The sequence below is a fragment of the Paenibacillus sp. GM1FR genome (genome assembly GCF_002803315.1).
Classification (GTDB): Bacteria; Bacillota; Bacilli; order Paenibacillales; family Paenibacillaceae; genus Paenibacillus; species Paenibacillus amylolyticus.
The window spans coordinates 190112-207020 of sequence record NZ_MKZL01000063.1 but is presented as its reverse complement, the minus strand read 5'-3'; the positions used below and the strand labels follow the sequence as shown (position 1 = coordinate 207020).

The 16909-nt window shown below is 46.0% G+C and carries 17 protein-coding genes and 1 riboswitch; of the genes, 12 read left to right on the top strand and 5 right to left on the bottom strand.

Going from position 1 to position 16909, the window contains the following annotated elements:
* The first annotated feature begins 395 nt into the window (after window positions 1–395).
* From PAEAM_RS28905 to PAEAM_RS28895, 3 genes are all read left to right on the top strand, one after another.
* Complete coding sequence (locus PAEAM_RS28905) at window positions 396–1145, top strand: Cof-type HAD-IIB family hydrolase (protein ID WP_100529776.1); 750 nt, start codon at window positions 396–398, stop codon at window positions 1143–1145.
* Between the two features lie 54 nt (window positions 1146–1199).
* The gene (locus tag PAEAM_RS28900) at window positions 1200–1640 is read left to right on the top strand and encodes a DUF456 domain-containing protein (RefSeq protein WP_047841365.1); all 441 of its coding nucleotides are present in this window, start codon (window positions 1200–1202) and stop codon (window positions 1638–1640) included.
* A 61-nt stretch (window positions 1641–1701) separates the two neighbouring features.
* The gene (locus tag PAEAM_RS28895) at window positions 1702–3330 is read left to right on the top strand and encodes a putative polysaccharide biosynthesis protein (RefSeq protein WP_100529775.1); all 1629 of its coding nucleotides are present in this window, start codon (window positions 1702–1704) and stop codon (window positions 3328–3330) included.
* A gap of 199 nt (window positions 3331–3529) precedes the next feature.
* Here the strand turns inward: PAEAM_RS28895 and PAEAM_RS28890 are convergent, their stop codons facing one another.
* Window positions 3530–4816 carry a DUF2515 family protein gene (locus tag PAEAM_RS28890; protein WP_100529774.1) on the bottom strand — a complete coding sequence of 429 codons (1287 nt, stop codon included), beginning with the start codon at window positions 4814–4816 and terminating at the stop codon, window positions 3530–3532.
* A 142-nt stretch (window positions 4817–4958) separates the two neighbouring features.
* On the opposite strand from PAEAM_RS28890, the gene PAEAM_RS28885 reads away from it, so the two are divergent.
* The 6 genes from PAEAM_RS28885 to PAEAM_RS28860 all read left to right on the top strand — a co-directional run bounded on the left by PAEAM_RS28885 (window position 4959) and on the right by PAEAM_RS28860 (window position 10655).
* Window positions 4959–5303, top strand: coding sequence for a thioredoxin family protein (locus tag PAEAM_RS28885; protein ID WP_017692403.1), 345 nt, complete (start codon window positions 4959–4961; stop codon window positions 5301–5303).
* A 539-nt stretch (window positions 5304–5842) separates the two neighbouring features.
* Complete coding sequence (locus tag PAEAM_RS28880) at window positions 5843–6730, top strand: COX15/CtaA family protein (protein WP_243391500.1); 888 nt, start codon at window positions 5843–5845, stop codon at window positions 6728–6730.
* A 203-nt stretch (window positions 6731–6933) separates the two neighbouring features.
* Window positions 6934–7650 carry a Cthe_2314 family HEPN domain-containing protein gene (locus PAEAM_RS28875; RefSeq protein WP_047841300.1) on the top strand — a complete coding sequence of 239 codons (717 nt, stop codon included), beginning with the start codon at window positions 6934–6936 and terminating at the stop codon, window positions 7648–7650.
* A gap of 129 nt (window positions 7651–7779) precedes the next feature.
* Window positions 7780–7921: riboswitch (SAM riboswitch) on the top strand.
* A 125-nt stretch (window positions 7922–8046) separates the two neighbouring features.
* The gene (locus PAEAM_RS28870) at window positions 8047–9081 is read left to right on the top strand and encodes a methionine ABC transporter ATP-binding protein (protein ID WP_100529773.1); all 1035 of its coding nucleotides are present in this window, start codon (window positions 8047–8049) and stop codon (window positions 9079–9081) included.
* Window positions 9082–9741 (top strand): methionine ABC transporter permease, encoded by a 660-nt coding sequence (locus PAEAM_RS28865; protein WP_036673326.1) that lies wholly within the window; start codon window positions 9082–9084, stop codon window positions 9739–9741.
* 74 nt (window positions 9742–9815) lie between these two features.
* Window positions 9816–10655, top strand: coding sequence for a MetQ/NlpA family ABC transporter substrate-binding protein (locus tag PAEAM_RS28860; protein ID WP_036673328.1), 840 nt, complete (start codon window positions 9816–9818; stop codon window positions 10653–10655).
* Between the two features lie 123 nt (window positions 10656–10778).
* Here PAEAM_RS28860 and PAEAM_RS28855 read toward each other — a convergent pair whose 3' ends face one another.
* Window positions 10779–11738 carry a DUF2167 domain-containing protein gene (locus PAEAM_RS28855; protein WP_165790093.1) on the bottom strand — a complete coding sequence of 320 codons (960 nt, stop codon included), beginning with the start codon at window positions 11736–11738 and terminating at the stop codon, window positions 10779–10781.
* 212 nt (window positions 11739–11950) lie between these two features.
* On the opposite strand from PAEAM_RS28855, the gene PAEAM_RS28850 reads away from it, so the two are divergent.
* Window positions 11951–12730, top strand: coding sequence for an SDR family oxidoreductase (locus PAEAM_RS28850; protein ID WP_100529771.1), 780 nt, complete (start codon window positions 11951–11953; stop codon window positions 12728–12730).
* Between the two features lie 138 nt (window positions 12731–12868).
* Here the strand turns inward: PAEAM_RS28850 and PAEAM_RS28845 are convergent, their stop codons facing one another.
* A complete protein-coding gene (locus PAEAM_RS28845; RefSeq protein ID WP_017692412.1) occupies window positions 12869–13114 on the bottom strand; it encodes a NifU family protein in 246 nt (81 codons plus the stop codon).
* Window positions 13115–13192: 78 nt separating this feature from the next.
* Between PAEAM_RS28845 and PAEAM_RS28840 the strand changes: the two genes are divergently transcribed.
* Window positions 13193–13447: a YuzB family protein gene (locus tag PAEAM_RS28840; protein ID WP_036605750.1), complete on the top strand. Its 255-nt coding sequence runs from the start codon at window positions 13193–13195 to the stop codon at window positions 13445–13447.
* Here the strand turns inward: PAEAM_RS28840 and PAEAM_RS28835 are convergent.
* The gene (locus PAEAM_RS28835; RefSeq protein WP_036673332.1) at window positions 13444–14505 is read right to left on the bottom strand and encodes an NAD(P)/FAD-dependent oxidoreductase; all 1062 of its coding nucleotides are present in this window, start codon (window positions 14503–14505) and stop codon (window positions 13444–13446) included. The two genes, PAEAM_RS28840 and PAEAM_RS28835, sit on opposite strands and share 4 nt — an antisense overlap.
* Window positions 14506–14739: 234 nt before the next feature.
* Window positions 14740–15846 (bottom strand): aminofutalosine synthase MqnE, encoded by a 1107-nt coding sequence (gene mqnE / locus PAEAM_RS28830; protein ID WP_047841294.1) that lies wholly within the window; start codon window positions 15844–15846, stop codon window positions 14740–14742.
* 630 nt (window positions 15847–16476) lie between these two features.
* Here mqnE and PAEAM_RS28825 point away from each other — a divergent pair.
* Window positions 16477–16833, top strand: a complete 357-nt coding sequence (locus PAEAM_RS28825; RefSeq protein ID WP_036605753.1) for a HesB/IscA family protein — start codon at window positions 16477–16479, stop codon at window positions 16831–16833.
* Window positions 16834–16909: the final 76 nt, after the last annotated feature.

The window sequence follows — 16909 nt, the reverse complement described above, 5'->3', positions numbered from 1 at the left end:
GAACTGGAGAACCATTGTGGAACGGAGAGGGCAGAAAGGACCTAGAGAAGGGAAATTTGTTTATGAATTTCCTTCTTGATGTTAGGTGTTATGAGCTCTAAATACAAAGGTGATCTAGTGAAGGGGACGGAATCGATCTGAAGAAGCGATAGCGTTCGCCTTTGTCTCCGAATTTCTAACCTTTAAGAAGAGAGAATCTAGAAAATTTGGAGACAACAGCGATCGGAAGACGATCCGTACACGTAACGGTTACCTCGTATAATCTCAACACACTAAAGAAAAAGGTAATTCTAAAACAAAGATACTACGACTCGAAAGGTTTTCTGCCCGCGTAGTGCCTGAATGGATATCCATGAGTTCAATTTGGAGAGAGACAACCTAGGAGGAACTACTGTATGAGTGAACTGAAATACAAATTGCTTGCATTGGATATGGATGGAACATTACTTAACGATAATCATGAAATTACACAGGAGACGGCCAAGTGGATTCAAATTGCCATTCGTCGGGGTGTACATGTGTGCCTTTCCACAGGAAGAGCCGTATTCCACGCGATGCCTTATGCGGTCCAGCTTGGGCTGGAGACACCGATGGTTACTGTTAATGGTAGTGAGGTCTGGAAAGCCCCGCATGATCTGCATATGCGTCATCTGATGGACCCGGCATTGATTAGCAAAATGCAGGAAATTGGTGAGAAATATAACAGCTGGTACTGGGCATACTCCGTGGAAGAACTCTTCAATCGTGACCGCTGGACGGACAACATTGAAGGTCTGGAATGGTTGAAATTCGGCTTTAATACGGAAGTGGATGAAGTTCGTCACCAGATCATGATGGAACTGCAACAAATGGGTGGCCTGCAAATGACGAATTCTTCACCCGTTAATATTGAGATCAACCCTGCTGGCGTATCCAAAGCCAGTGGTGTAGCGGAAGTCTGCAAGCTGCTGGGCATAGAGATGTCCGAAGTTGTTGCTGTTGGAGACAGTTTGAATGATCTGGCTGTCATTGAGGCGGTGGGTCTGGGTGTAGCAATGGGCAATGCGCAGGAGCAGGTCAAGGAAGCGGCTGATCTGATCGTAGCGAGTAACAATGAAGACGGTATTGTTGAAGTGATCCGTGAACATATTTTGAAGGGGGAGTAACCTTTGCTTGCAACCGTTGCCTGGATTTTAATTGTGCTGCTGTTTGCAGTGGGGATGGCTGGAACGGTATATCCCATACTGCCTGGTGCTGTAGCGATTTTCTTCGCGTTTCTGGTCTACGGCTGGTTCTTCAGCTTTGATCCGTTTGGTGTGTGGTTCTGGATCATTCAGATTCTGATTGTTGTTGTGTTGTTTGTGGCTGATTATGTCGTCAGTGCATGGGGCGTGAAGAAGTTCGGTGGCTCCAAGTTATCAACAACGCTGAGTACCATTGGTGTTATCATTGGGCCATTTGTCATTCCGGCATTTGGACTGGTGCTGGGACCATTTATCGGTGCATTTATCGGGGAACTGATCGGAGGGTCTTCACCTTCCAAAGCGTCGAAAGTTGGATTTGGTTCCGTTGTGGGGCTATTTACGAGTACTGTGATGAAAATTATTTTGCAAATCGTCATGATTGTTCTCTTTATTATCTGGGTGGTAAGATTCGCCTAAACGTTCAGGATTAGCTTCAACGGGATGCACGTCCGGTGTGGAGGAAAGAAGGGGAATTCGTTTGTCTAAGAAAGAAACATTCATTAGGGGTACGCTCATTCTGGCGGCCGCTGCGCTGATCGCAAGAGTACTCGGATTGGTTCAACGGGTGCCGCTGGAGCATATCCTCGGCGATATCGGTAACGCATCATTTACGATCTCCAATACGGTATATTTAATGCTGTTAACTGTAGCAACGGCGGGCATACCGAGTACACTTAGTAAAATGGTATCGGAACGTTATGCGCTCGGACGCGCGAGTGAAGCCCAACAGATCTACCGTGCAGCCTTGATCTTTGCCGCTGTTGCCGGGGTAGTCATGTCTGCTTTGTTGTGGTTCGCGGCACCTTATTATGCCACGTATGTGTCCAAAGTACCGGAGTCGGTCAGCGCCATTCGCGCCTTGGCTCCAGCGTTACTACTTTTCCCGGCTATTGCAATGATGCGAGGATATTTCCAGGGACGCGGCAACATGACAGCAGGCGGTATTTCACAGATCGTGGAACAGTTCGCCCGTGTAGGTACAGCCGTTATCGTGGCTTATGTCATGCTGCAATGGAATTATGATGACCAGACGATTGCTGCGGGTGCTTCATTTGGTGGGGTATTAGGAAGTGTGGGTGCCTTTGGTGTCATGCTGTACTTCACCTTGAAGCTGCGTCGTAGCGACCGTGCGGCCCAATTGAATTACGAGCGTGCAGAGCAGTTACCGATGCGAGGTATCTACAGTGATATCTTCAAGCTGTCTATTCCAATTGTGCTGTCTTCACTTGCGGTTCCAGCCATTAACTTCATCGATTCATCCCTTGTGGTACCACTGCTTAGTGGTCAGATCGGACTCGAAGAAGCGACTGGTGTACTTGCGATCCTGGGTGCGAAAGCCCAAAGTATTGCGGGTATTCCTCCGATTCTGGCTATCGCTTTGAGTCAATCGTTGGTGCCTGTCATATCGGCAGCATTTGCCCGCAAGGATGAAGCGCATCTGAAAAGTCAGGTTACACTTGCCTTGCGCATTTCGATTCTGACAGGTATGCCGATTGTCATTGCACTTTGTGCGGCAGCGTATTCGGTCAACGGATTGCTGTTTACCAATCTGGATGGAACGCCGATCATTGCCTTGTTAACATTCGGTACCATTTTCCAGATTACGATGATGACCACCAACTCCATTTTACTCGGGGTAGGGAAACCGCGGATTACGATGATCAGTGTCGCAGCAGGTGTTGTGATCAAACTGATCGCAAGTCTGATTCTGGCGCCGATCTTCGGCATTTACGGCATCATTATTGCAACGGCCCTCTGCTTCTTGGTCATCACGTACCTGAATCTGCGGGTCCTTCGTAAAATCGTTGATTTCTCCATCATGGGAGATCGTTGGAAAGGGTTTATCATTACAGTGTTGCTTGCAGCAGGTGTAGGATTTGCAACGAACTGGATTGGGAATACGATCTTTGGACTGTTCCTGCCAGCGCGTGTATCCTTCTTGTTTACCTGCCTTGTGGTTGGTGTGCTTGTTGTGGTGGTGTATCTGGTTCTCATGGTTGTGCTGCGTGTACTGCGCAAGGACGAGCTGGGCAGTTACCCTCGCATTCTGCAAAAAATTCTTCGTCCACTTATGCGTCTTCAACGTGGAGCTGGGCAAAGAGGTTAAAAATGCAAGGAGCATCATTCAAGCTCCAATATTTTGTGAAAATAGGATACAAGCTCTGTCTGCTGTTAAGCGGACAGGGCTTTTTATATAGTTAAGGAGTGCTGAGCGACTGAACTCGACATTAGCCCAACAAGCGAGGATTAGCGGTACATCGGACATCACATCATCCGTCTTTGCCTGCTTTATATAGTCTTCAGCATTAGTGTGTGATAGCTTTAGCATCATGAGCCAGTGCTGTTTTCAGCATGCCATACCGGTGTTCGTGACTCATCTCAAACAGCCATGGCCGACGCGGTGCCGTCAGATAACCGAGACAATCCCGAGTCTGAAGCCAGTCATGTCTGGTAATCGGTTCATAAGGCGTGTCCCCCCATACGGAGAGCAGTTCAGGACTATATAATCGTTGCCCTTCTGGAAGCCATTCTTCATCCAGGAGCTCCTGAGCATAAAGTGTATGTTCACCCGCCTCGTCTTCACGATCAGTAAACAGGCCAGGCCAATATTCAGCGCGCGAGCCACGATGGGGAACCGAACGTGCGAACTCCAACACTTGTGTGTGTACTTGCTCCACGCCAAACAATAGTGCATATAGGCCTTTGCCAAACATGATTCGCTCATCTAGTTTGCCAAAATGTTCAATGACGCGTCCTGCGAGTCCTGCTCCCCGTCCAAGAGGAAAGACGATATGATTCAGACCGGCCAGATTATGCAGATGGAATGCGGGTTTGGATAGTACTTCTTTTTGAAAATAAGGATGCTGCACCACCCGGCTCTCGATATAGTTCTGCTCATTAATAATTAATGCCACACTTAGCAGTGAACTGCATCGTTCCAGCCAAAAGCGTTCCCAAAACGGTGTCATAAACGCCGATATGTGAAAGTGCGACAAGAGATGGAAACAGCTACGTCCGATCCGGCGACTGTTCATATACAGCAGAAGCTGGGGATATGCATCCTGGAAAATGAGTGCATTGCACCGCTCCAGCAGCCGGTACATATGCTCGCGATCGCTTTGATTCTGTAGATTATGCATTAAGTCACTCTGAAGATCTGTCATGTGATATCCGCCGTTGCGAGAGACCATATGGGCAAGCAGTGCCCAATGCAGTTCGGGATATTGCTCATAACATTCTAGATAGGCTGAAGTGCGGGTGATATTACTCCGATTATTCTCCTGAGTCAGTGTCTTAATCTCTTCCAGAATGATGCAATCTTCTTCGCAGACGAGTGCACTTTGAACCTGGTCCGTGCGTGCAAAAGACTTGCCGCTGGCAGGTAACGAACGCTCCACCTCAGACTGTAAGGCAGCTGCCGTATCGGTATCCCACTCGATGTCACGCAAAGGGTGACGAAGCTGTGCTGAAGCTTGCCATGCAGCCTGTTTGCCACGCCAGATTTCCCGGGCAGCACCCGGAATGGAACGGACCATCTGCAGGAGGGACCCGTGATGTTGTTCGCTGGAAGAATCGGTTCTGGTGGAAGTCATGATGTGACATCCTTTCATGATGTTCTGGGTTTAATTTCACAGACCATGTGGTTTATTCTAAGTATGCGCTGATTATTTGACTTCCACTCGCCAATTTGCTTCACTTAGGGTAAGACAAGGTACAGAAAGGGAGATGAACCGAATGGAACAGATTACTTCCAAACCGGCTTTTGATGTAGCCATCCAATCCCCACGTTTGACGATTGCCGTATTCAAGGCAGACTGGTGTGGTGACTGCAAATACATCGATCCGTTTATGCCTGAGGTTGAAGAGAAATATGCACGTGAACTGACCTTGATTGAGGTCGACGTGGATCAGGTTGGAACGGTTAGTGAAGAGCAGAATATTCTTGGTATTCCGAGCTTTGTGGCATATACAGATGGCCGCGAACTCGTACGGTATGTGAACAAGCTGCGCAAGTCGAGAGAAGAGATTGAGCAGTTCCTGGATCGCGCAGTTGAGGTGTACAACACGATCCATAAATAATGTTATATAAGTTCAAATGATGAATATCACACAGGCACTACGATGCCAGAATAACCTTCCGATCGCTGTTATCCCCAGATTTCTTTGATCCCTTTTATAAAGGGGAGAAATCCGGGGATAAAGGCGAACGCTCCGCTTCTTCTGGTTATTTCTGTCCTCTCCGTTATTGTGTAAATGTTTCATGAACTTATATAAAAGTATGACAGGTTCATGTTGTAAAAGGGTATAATAAAAAGAACGCCATTTCTCTTGAAATAGGGAAATGGCGTTTGTGTGTTCGACACGTTCTATGTAAGAAACGTTTCTGTACATATCCTCAATGACCTGCGGGTCATTATTTCACCAGACGTTAACATTTTGTCACAAAGCGCGACGTCAATGAACATTTTATCCGGTATAATGAATTTAGTTGTGAAATAAGTGTCAAAGTACCGAAACAAGCGGAGAATATTCTTCGCCATCTTAAACCAACAGCGGGTGAGAAAAAATTGAAACACTTAACTTTGTTTAAATGGTTAACCGTATTAACCTGTCTTGTCATGTTTCTGGCCACTTTTGGTGGAGGCATCGTAACCAAAACGGAATCAGGCCTTGGCTGTGGAACAGAATGGCCTTTATGTAACGGAAAACTCGTTCCCGCACATACTGTGGCTTCACTCATTGAATATTCCCATCGCGCTGTAAGTGCACTGGCTGGACTGTTGTCCATTGCCTCGTTTGTTGCTTTTCTGCGGTTTGGCAAGTCACGCCGTGACCTGCAATTGTTTTCTTTCTTAACTCTGGTATTTGTTATCGTCCAGGGAATCATGGGGGCTTTTGCCGTTGTCTTCTCCCAATCTTCAGCAGTCATGGCACTGCATTTTGGTTTTGCACTGATTGCTTTTGCGAGTTCTCTAATGATGGCGCTGGGCATAAGGCAGGAGGCCAAAGATGGCGGATTGGAGCGCCTGAATAAATACCCTCGGGTTAGCAAAAAATTCAGGAATCTGGTCTGGTTCTCCACCATTTACACATATCTCGTGGTATACACAGGTGCATTTGTGAGTCACACGGATTCTGCCGGTGGATGTTCTGGATTTCCGCTTTGTAACGGTCAGATTATTCCTGAGCTTTCGGGTGGGGTAGCGGTTGCTTTTGCTCACCGTGCAGCAGCTGCGTCGCTCGTGATTGTTATCGCAATCCTGGGTCATTTCGCTTACCGTAATCATCCGGACAACAAGGAAATGCGTACTCTGGGTGTGGTATCCGTTGTTCTTATTCTGATGCAAGTAGTCATTGGTATTTTCATGATGGTGACAATGAACCGTCCGGAAGTATACATGTTCGTAGCTCTTGCTCATATGCTGGATATCGCCATATTGTTTGGAGTCTTAACGTATATGAGTTTCCTGGTGTACAAGCTACATCGCCCGGCTAATCGTTTCTAAGATATAGATCCATTCTTTTTCAAAGGTACTTGGGCTAAATATGAAAGTCCACCATCCAGTGATATGTACATCATTGGACAGGTGGACTTTGTTTGATGTCAGAGGGATCAGGGCAACCTATGGCAAGCAGCAATTACACGGAATGAATGATGTTTCGTTTACGGTGATGAATTCTTGTTGATTTGGAAAAGAGGAGGTTAGATATGCTGCGAACGTTGTTGGGGGAAAAGCCACGTATAAACGAAGGTAAATTGAAGGCAGCGATGGACGCAATGGCGCATACGCTTGAGCTATTTCAACGACAAATGCATGTGGACCATGATCCCACGCATGACTATCGGAAACTGTATGTGTGGACTCAGGGACTCATCTCCTCACTGGATGAACTGGAGCAAAGCTGTTTCGCTGCTGCTCATTTTCGCAAAAAGGTCGTTGCAGGCTCAACGGATGATATGACGGCGACTGAAAAAGCCGAGTATGCACGTTATGTGTATTTCTACAAAGATGGCTTTATCCGCTGCTTTGCCATTCTGGATAAAGTCGGCACAGTATTAAATGAAATATTCCAGCTGAATACTTCCAATACCAAAGCGCATTTTTCTTATTTTACTGTGTTAAGGCAGTTCGACTATGCAAGGGAGCATCATGATCTTGCATTGCAATTAATACAGATCAAGGACTCTTATCGTGAACCGATGAGCAAGCTGCGCAAGCGACGTAATATGGAAATTCACTACATGAACTCAGAAATGCACGATGACCTGTGGCAGTTACACCAGACCTTGCAAGGTAAAGTGAAATTGGAGGATCTGAATCAGCATGTGCAGGAAATGCGTCAGGGCGTGGATATGGTCTGTGAAACGTTAACAGCCTCTTATAGTTATATCAATAAAATATGGAAAAGAAATAATTCCCTTTGACAAATCGGAATACTTGGAATATACTGAGTTTCAATCGAATGTTACATGGATATAACTGATATTTCGGAAGTTACGTTCACATTATAAAGCATAAACTACATGAACTTATAAAATCCTACAACAACATATTTCTTATCGAGAGCGGCGGAGGGACAGGCCCGATGAAGCCCGGCAACCGATTTGTAATGACATGATACATGTATCATTCGTTATAGATGTTAGGTGCTAATTCCTACAAAATGGTGCAAGACACGATTTTGGCAGATGAGAAGGTATATTCTTTCACGTGAAGAGCCCTCTTTGTATCTGCAAAGGGCTCTTTTTTTGTACTTAAGGGGAGTTTTCCTTTAGATCGGGTAAAGATACATGTAGGTGTTTGGAAAGGGGCAAGTGCGATTGATTGAATTAAAAGGTTTAACGAAAACGTACGGCAAAGGGGCAAAATCTACAACAGCGTTATCCGAGCTGAATTTGAGCATCCAAAAGGGTGAAATCTACGGTGTGATTGGCCATTCCGGAGCTGGAAAAAGCACATTGATTCGCTGCATTAATTTGCTGGAACGGCCTACGGAGGGTGAGGTATGGGTCGACGGAATCAACCTGACTGAACTGAGCAAAACCGAATTGCAGCAACAGAGACGCAAGATCGGGATGATTTTTCAACACTTTAATCTGTTATCTTCGGCAACGGTATATGACAATGTAGCTTTTCCACTAAAGCTTGTGAATACACCCAAGGATGCCATTGATCGCAAAGTGAAGGAAATGCTTGCACTGGTTGGTCTGGAGCACCACAGCAGCAAATATCCGGCTCAATTATCGGGTGGCCAGAAACAACGTGTAGGGATTGCGAGAGCACTTGCAAGTGATCCAAATGTACTTCTCTGTGATGAGGCTACTTCGGCACTTGATCCGCAGACGACAAATTCAATCCTGAAGTTATTACTCGACATTAATGAAAAGTACAACCTAACGATTGTGCTGATCACACATGAGATGCATGTCATTCAGAACATCTGTGACAAGGTGGCTGTCATTCATCAAGGTGGCATTGTGGAACAAGGACCTGTAACAGACGTGTTCCTGAAGCCGCAGCATGCGATTACGCGGGACTTCATGATGCGTGACCATGAAGCTGGACTTGCTCTGGAAGAGACCGCTCTGGCAAATGCAGGCGTTGAATTGCAGGCAGGTGCTGCTTCCAAACTTGTGAAGATATCCTTTCTGGGTAACAAAACGTATGAAGCGATTTTGTCTAGAACGGTACGTAAAACAGGCGTGGATTTTGCCATCCTGCAAGGTACAATCTCTACGATCAAACAGGTTCCTTATGGGCAGCTGACCGTTCGGTTCGAGGGTGATTCAAATGCGATTGATCGGACGATATCAGAATTAACCGCTGAGGGACTTGATGTGGAGGTGCTTCGTTAGATGGATTTTTCAACCGTACGTTGGGAAGAGGTTGGTAAAGCTTCCATAGAGACACTGCAAATTTTGGGTGTATCAGGCTTGTTTACCGTTATCTTAGGTTTACCGCTCGGAGTACTGCTGTTCATGACAGCCCGATCTGCTTCGATTAAGTCACGGGCAGTGTACACTATACTATCCCTGATTGTGAATATTTTGCGCTCAGTCCCATTTATCATATTGATTGTTGCTCTTATTCCATTCACTCGTATACTCGTCGGTACAGCTACGGGGGTGCTCGGCGTTATACCTCCTTTGGTGATTTCAGCAGCTCCTTATTTTGCTCGTTTGGTGGAGACGACGTTGCGAGAAGTTGATCGTGGTGTCATTGAAGCGGCACAGTCGATGGGTGCATCGACCGGACAGATTGTAAGACGGGTGTTACTGCCTGAGGCGCTGCCTGGACTGCTTGCGGGTATAACGATCACCATTGTTACGCTCGTCTCCTATACGGCGATGGCGGGCATGGTTGGTGGTGGAGGTCTGGGAACACTGGCAATCAACTATGGATACTTCCGTTATCAAAATGAAATTATGATCATATCCGTAGTGTCGATGATCATTCTAGTGCAAATTCTCCAGATGGCTGGAGATCGCTTGGTTACATTTTTCACCAGGAAATAACACATAGATAACATGATGGTTATGCAATAATGCGGACGCCACATGACAAAATGATTAGAGAAGGGGTTTTACACATGAAAAAATGGTCTTTTGCTCTACTTAGTCTTATGTTGATTGCGGTTCTCGCAGCTTGCGGAAACAACAAGGACGCCGATAGCGGCGCAGACAATTCAGCAGGTGCACCTCGTACAGTTGAATTGAAAGTTGGAGCTTCACCTACACCACACGCAGAGATTCTGGAAAGCATCAAGCCTGAACTGGAAGCACAAGGTATCCGTCTGCAAGTCGTTACATTCAACGACTATGTTCAACCCAATCAGCAACTTGCTGACAAAAAATTGGATGCAAACTTCTTCCAACACCAACCATATCTGGACACAGAGAATAAAGAACGTGGATTCAACCTCGTTTCTGTAACACCTGTTCATGTTGAACCTTTTGGCGGATACTCCAAGAAGATTAAGTCTTTGGATGAATTGGCTGATGGCGCAAAAGTAGCAATTCCAAATGACCCATCCAATGGTGGACGTGCACTGTTGTTACTTGCGAAGGAAGGCATTATTACGCTGAAAGACAACACAAATATCTCATCTACGATTCAAGACATCACAGCCAATCCGAAGAACCTGGATATCATTGAACTGGATGCAGCCATGATGCCTCGTCAATTGGATGAAGCGGATCTGGTATTCATCAACGCTAACTATGCGCTCGAAGCGAACTTGAATCCGGCGAATGATGCTTTGCTGATCGAAGATCTGCAAGGTAACCCATACGCAAACATCCTCGTTTCCCGTGAGGACAACAAGGATGCAGATGCAATCCAAAAACTGGCTGCTGCTTTGCACTCCGAAGAAGTGAAAACATTCATCAAAGAACGTTATAAAGGTGCAGTTGAACCTGCAACTGAATAATTCACGATATGTATGATATGATGTGAAGCTATTAAGAATAAGCCGTATATCTCTTCAGAAGAGATATACGGCTTATTTTATGTTTCCTAATCTGTGCTGACGTGGGGATCAAAAAAGGATGGGTTAGGGCTTATCTTGTTTCTCCGCGTTGGATGGATGCCCAGATTGGCGGTAGTAGGATAATTCATTCTGATCAGCATACTGCTGCTCATCTGCTTCTTGCAGGTACGTTCTCTCGGAGGGAGAGAGTGTTTCTTCTTCTCCGTGTGAGCTTTTGATCTTGTATCTGATCCAACCGATTAACCCAAGGACGACAACGAGGATCAAAGCCCATCCTTTTTTGAGCAAAAGAAGAGCACTGAATTTCTGGGAAGCTGTGTACCCGATCCCGCCCATCAGAAGACTGTTGAGCCCTATAGTGGATGTTTTGTCAGTCGAAGCATTGTACTCCTCATAGGTGTATCCTGCATTGATGCTAAGCTTATGAAGTACGGTTTCCTCGAATGCCTGACGGCTCTGTTGAAAGTTGGCCGTATCTGTAACCAGAATGGCTGTGATGTACCCTTCGCGTGTCAGGAGTTTTACATTGTAATTGACCATGGCTTGCTGATCAGCATTCTTGAAACCAAGGGAGTAAACCAACTGATGTTTGGTACTGTCATATGCCGGTTCGATTTCCCACCCCGTTATGTACGTTCTATATTCAGGATCAAGTTCTCTGTTATCTTCTTCTGTGCCTCGGATATAACTGCTTAACAGATCTTCGGCATTCAAATTTTGATCGTCATCGTGGATGTGACCTGTCTTTACGTATTCGAACACTACATACCACGAGCCGAATTCGCTATTGCTGGTTAGGCTTCCGATTTCATTCCCGTTAGGCTTCCCATCACTGTTAAGTATCGAGCGTTGGGTATTGGGCTTATCCAGATAGGAATGGCTTTCAGGGACTTCCAGGGTGGCCTTACCGTCCAAAGAGACAGATCCTGGTCCAGTAATCCAATCGTACTCATCAGGTGCTGGCTCATTCTCACTTGCCGCTGATACCTGTAAGGCACTAGAGACTGTGAATAAACTCAACATTAAAAGTGTAAGAAATAATATCCATCTTTTGTTCTTCATATTCGTGTAGAGGTCCTTTCAGGTTATATCCTCGACAGTACCATAGGTGTTTAATTTCAATCAAGATATATTTGGAATTAAAGGTGAATAATCCCTTGTGGATAAGCGAGTTGTAGGAGGACGATAAATCTTTTATACTGGATAGTGACTGCTCTTTGAAGAGGGGGATGAACGTGAAGGGAAAGATTGCCCTCATAACGGGAAGTGCCAAAGGTCTTGGTAAAATGACGGCCCTCAGTCTGGCAGATCAAGGGTGTCATATTGCCCTCAACTATGTACACAGCAGAACAGAAGCTGAGGCTTTAAAGGCTCAGATTATAGCCAAGGGTGTGCGGTGCATTGCCATCCAGGCTGATATATCCAAGGTGGAAGATATCTCTTCATTGGTTGAGCAGGTGGAAGGTAAGCTGGGCAACATTGATATTTTGGTGAATAACGCAGGTCCATTTGTCCGTGAACGACGATTATTTGCGGATTATTCTGAAGCTGAGGTCCAGATGCTTGTGCAGGGAAATCTGTTGGGACCGATGTTACTGGATCAGCGTGTATTGCCAGAGATGAGACGCAAGCAATGGGGACGCATTATCCATTTTGGCTTCAGTCATGCTGGAGAAGCGAGATCTTGGCCTCATCGCGCCGTATATGCGGCTGCCAAGGTGGGGCTGGTTTCGTTCACAAAGACACTCGCGGTTGAAGAAGCCCCGTATGGAATTACGGTTAACATGGTATGTCCAGGTGACATTCGTGGTGCGAACAAAGAGAAAACGATTGATGAAATGGCAGGCATCACCGACGAGGAAACGCCAAGAGGGCGCCCAGGCAGCGGTGAAGATATTGCACGAGTGATTACGTATCTGTGTCTTGATCATTCCGATTTTATAACAGGCAACATTATGGATGTATCTGGAGGACTTGATCCGATTCGTCCGACCATACAGCGCGAGGATACTTAAAAGGTGAATTGAAGGATTGTACGTGGAAACGGGTCAAGGTGACTGTGAACATGGACTCTCTGCATATGCACACAAAAAAAGAGCCCTCCGCTTCATGCGAAGCGAAAGGCTCTTGAGGTTTATTTCGTGAAGGATTGATTAGAATACTTGTACGACTTCTTGTACACCCTCAACTTCTTCGAGAAGGGCACGTTCAATCCCGGCTTTTAAGGTAATGGTGGAGCTTGGGCAACTGCCGCAGGCACCGACCAGTTTCAGCTTAATAATGCCGTCTTCCACGTCGACCAGTTCCACGTCACCGCCATCGCGTTGCAGAAACGGACGAAGTTTGTCAAGCACATCAATTACTTCATCATACATGGTGCTTTGTGCGTTTTCGCTCATTTTTTTCAACTCCTTTCCCCTATATTATATTACAAATGGCCACAAATTAAAATGGTCAAACAAAGCAGGTGAACCTATATGAGACCGATTATTGAATTTTGTGCCAATAATATGCATTTTGGCACAGATGAAGTCATGGATCAACTGGAAGAAAATCCAGACTATGACGTGATTGAATACGGCTGCCTCACCAACTGCGGCCAATGTTCTATGACTCCTTTTGCACTGGTGAATGGTGAAGTTGTCATCACGGACAAAGTGGAAGATCTATATAACGCCATTCTGGCCAAAATTGCCGAAGCCGATGTCTGGGACGAGCTCGATCTCGACTAACCGAGATGGCGCTTGGACATCCAGAGCACACCACTTTTCAAAATACGAGGTACACGTCCCATCATGGACGTTTTGCCCATCAGCCCAAACCCAGACTTCTTGCCGAGTGCACCCAGTGTGCCACGAAGCTTGAGTGGATGTGGATTGGGCTTTTCGCCTTTCCAGAGGGCATGCTGAATATGGGCGATCTGCTCACCCTGTACTTCCGCAGCTTGACCGCTAGGTGCATAAGGGACACTGGCACAGTCACCAACGACATACACATCGGTATATTCCGGGATTTGGTAGTATTCATTCAGGACGACACGTCCTTGAGGGTCTTTGGTTACGTCCAGATCCTGTACCACTTTTACTGGTTGAATGCCTGCAGTCCACACGACAGCATCTGTTAGAATCTGTTCATCCCGGTTATAGATGGCGTTAGGTTCAACACGTGAAATGGCGATATGCCCGCGTGTCTCTACCTGATGTTCGTTGAACCATTCATGCACATACACGGATAGACGTTGCGGGAAAGCGGATAATACACGTTCACCACGATCCAAAATGCTGATGTTCAGATCCGGTCTGCTCTCACGAAGTTCGGCTGCCATCTCGACACCACTTAATCCGCCACCTACGATATGCACATTGCCATAGGCTTTGACTTCATTAAGGCGCAGGTAGGTCTCGCGTGTTTTGCTAAAGCTCTGAATGGTACAGCTGTAGTCTTCGGCGCCTGGTGTGTTGTGGAAACGGTCTGTACAACCAAGTCCAATGACAAGTTTGTCGTACACGAGCGGGTCTTGGCCTTCAAATTCAATCTGACGCTGTTCCAGGTCAATCGAAGTAACTTCTCCATAACGGTAAGTGACTTTATCGCTCACTGGAAATTGGATACGCAGGTCATAATCAGATACGGTTCCTGCTGCGAGTGCGTAATATTCTGTCTTTAATCCCTGAAAGGGGCTGCGGTCCACCAAAATAATTTGTGTATCGGATGGAATTTTACCCTCCAGAAGTTCCTTGATGATGGTGAGGCCGCCATAACCGCCTCCAAGAATGACGAAATTTTTCATGACTCGGCTTCCTTTCTGCATCAGTCCCACTGAAATGGGGCTGTAAACTGTGGAGCAGCTATGCAATAACATAGCTGCTCCTTTTGTTATGATTTGAATAATTGAAAAGTAGATATTGAAAATTGAAGATATTAATCAGCAGTTTGCACCACTCGAATTCAAACGTCTCCCTATAATGAAAGCTGCTTTCTGGAGTGGTGCTGGTGCAATATTGGTTGTGGATGGAGGTATATCCTATTCGTACACTTGAATTTCATTGTAGAACGTATCACGTTCTACCGGAATACGTCCTGCACCTTTAATGAGCCATATGAGCTCTTTACGTGTAAGGCCTTCAGGTGTGAGTGCACCTGCCGCATGACTAATCCGTTCGCGAACGATTGTACCGTGTGCATCCGAAGCACCGAATCCAAGGGCAACTTGAGCTAGCTGTGGACCGATGTTAATGAAGTATGCTTTGATATGATCGATGTTATCCAGCATCAGACGGCTGATCGCAATTGTTTTGAGATCCTCATAAGCCGAGTTACGACGCATAATGCTCGCGTTTTTACTTTTTGGCTGCATGGAAAGCGGGATAAAGACCATGAATCCGTTGGTCTCGTCTTGTAATTCACGGATCTGCACCATGTGGTTAACGCGGTCTTCATAGGATTCAATCGATCCATACAGCATCGTTGTATGGGTACGCATGCCCAGGTTATGAGCAGTACGGTGCACCTCAAGATAACGATCCACGTTCGCTTTGTCTACACGCATTTTTTTGCGATATTCATCCGACAGAATCTCAGCGCCGCCACCAGTCAATGTTTTCAGACCTGCTTTTTGCAGCTCCTGCAGAACTTCCTTAATACTGAGTCCGCTGATGCGAGTGAAGAAATCGATCTCGGCTGCCGTGTAGGCTTTCAGCGTAACATCCGGATATTTCTCGTTTAAAGCACGCAGGGAATCGACATAATACTGAAAAGGAACATGGTTGTTATGTCCGCCTACGATATGGAACTCACGTACGCCTGGATGAATATGCTGTTCCACATAATCGATCATTTCCTGACCGGATAATGTATAGGAGCCTTCTTCACCCTGGTCTTTACGGAAATTACAAAAAGCGCAGTGAGCTTCACATACGTTTGTAAAATAAAGACTCATGTTTTCGATGAAATATACTTTCTTGCCATTTTTCCGCAAGTTGGCCTCATTGGCCAGCTGGCCCAAAGTTAGCAGATCATCTGTTTCATACAGATATACGCCGTCTTCTACGTTCAGCCTTACGCCGTTCTGCACTTTCTCAACGATTTCAGCCATTCTTTTGTCTGTGAACGGTGTTACCAATGTAGACATACTGTTTCCTCCTGTTCTTAACCGGATTTGAGTTGTGTGTAGGATCTGTATACAGAACTACATAGCAAAGATGCGGTCAACTGCCGCCTTCTTATATGGACTAACTCTTATTTACCCGGTGCAGCGTGTGCTGCGTACGTAAAGCTAATTTTTTCATTAAAGTGAGTCTTGTGACTCTATATGCATTGGGGACTGCGGACAGTCTCGAAATGTGAAAAAAATTACAACTCTATATATGATCGTCACCTGAATAAGTCATGGCAAAATATCGACATTTCAGTGCGACCACCTATTCATTATAAACCTCGTGTCGCGGGGGTTCAATACACTGGGAAGAAAAAGGAGTTCAGGGGGAACGCGGAAAGAGGCAAACATGACTTGAGACCCTTGACGGGGTGGAGTATAATTTAAAGAAGAGTTAATGAAAGGTAGTTCAAAAAGTCCGCTTTTGATTACGAAGGATGCCTAGCGGCATCTCAGCGTCGAATATGGGATTCAGCCGAAATGTCCGTTGCTCACGTAGTTTTGCCTACGCTCCGCTACTCCATTTCTATCTTCATCCCATCTTCTTGGTACTGAAAAGCGCCCTTTTTGAACATGATTTTATATGAAAAAGGAGAGTGACCTGGCATGATTAACATCAGCGAAACGGCTGCTGACAGATTGAAAGAGATGCTTGCACAGCAAGAAACACCTGGTATGTTCCTGCGTCTTGGCGTAGCACCGGGCGGTTGCACCGGATTTTCGTACGCCATGGGCTTTGACGATAAAGAGTCCGATGAGGACCTGTATATGGATATTCAGAGTATGAAGGTTGTAGTTGAGAAGGAAAACCTGAAGTATCTGGATGGTCTCGAAATTGATTTTGAAGAGTCCGGTATGACGGGTGGGTTCACCATCCATAATCCGAACGCGGTAGCCACTTGTGGATGTGGATCTTCTTTCCGTACGAAGGAAGATGCGGGTGTGCCTGATAAGGATTGTTAAGAAACTGAGTTGTACAGCGGTTTCCCAATCTTGTTTTAAATAAGCAGTATGTAGTCCCTTTAATAGATAGCCTCTG

Coding starts and splice junctions, on each gene's coding strand:
- PAEAM_RS28905 (WP_100529776.1), top strand. CDS start 396: ATGAGTGAACTGAAATACAAATTGCTTGCATTGGATATGGATGGAACA.
- PAEAM_RS28900 (WP_047841365.1), top strand. CDS start 1,200: ATGGCTGGAACGGTATATCCCATACTGCCTGGTGCTGTAGCGATTTTC.
- PAEAM_RS28890 (WP_100529774.1), bottom strand. CDS start 4,816: ATGACTTCCACCAGAACCGATTCTTCCAGCGAACAACATCACGGGTCC.
- PAEAM_RS28885 (WP_017692403.1), top strand. CDS start 4,959: ATGGAACAGATTACTTCCAAACCGGCTTTTGATGTAGCCATCCAATCC.
- PAEAM_RS28880 (WP_243391500.1), top strand. CDS start 5,843: ATGTTTCTGGCCACTTTTGGTGGAGGCATCGTAACCAAAACGGAATCA.
- PAEAM_RS28875 (WP_047841300.1), top strand. CDS start 6,934: ATGCTGCGAACGTTGTTGGGGGAAAAGCCACGTATAAACGAAGGTAAA.
- PAEAM_RS28865 (WP_036673326.1), top strand. CDS start 9,082: ATGGATTTTTCAACCGTACGTTGGGAAGAGGTTGGTAAAGCTTCCATA.
- PAEAM_RS28860 (WP_036673328.1), top strand. CDS start 9,816: ATGAAAAAATGGTCTTTTGCTCTACTTAGTCTTATGTTGATTGCGGTT.
- PAEAM_RS28855 (WP_165790093.1), bottom strand. CDS start 11,738: ATGTTGAGTTTATTCACAGTCTCTAGTGCCTTACAGGTATCAGCGGCA.
- PAEAM_RS28845 (WP_017692412.1), bottom strand. CDS start 13,114: ATGAGCGAAAACGCACAAAGCACCATGTATGATGAAGTAATTGATGTG.
- PAEAM_RS28840 (WP_036605750.1), top strand. CDS start 13,193: ATGAGACCGATTATTGAATTTTGTGCCAATAATATGCATTTTGGCACA.
- PAEAM_RS28835 (WP_036673332.1), bottom strand. CDS start 14,505: ATGAAAAATTTCGTCATTCTTGGAGGCGGTTATGGCGGCCTCACCATC.
- mqnE (WP_047841294.1), bottom strand. CDS start 15,846: ATGTCTACATTGGTAACACCGTTCACAGACAAAAGAATGGCTGAAATC.
- PAEAM_RS28825 (WP_036605753.1), top strand. CDS start 16,477: ATGATTAACATCAGCGAAACGGCTGCTGACAGATTGAAAGAGATGCTT.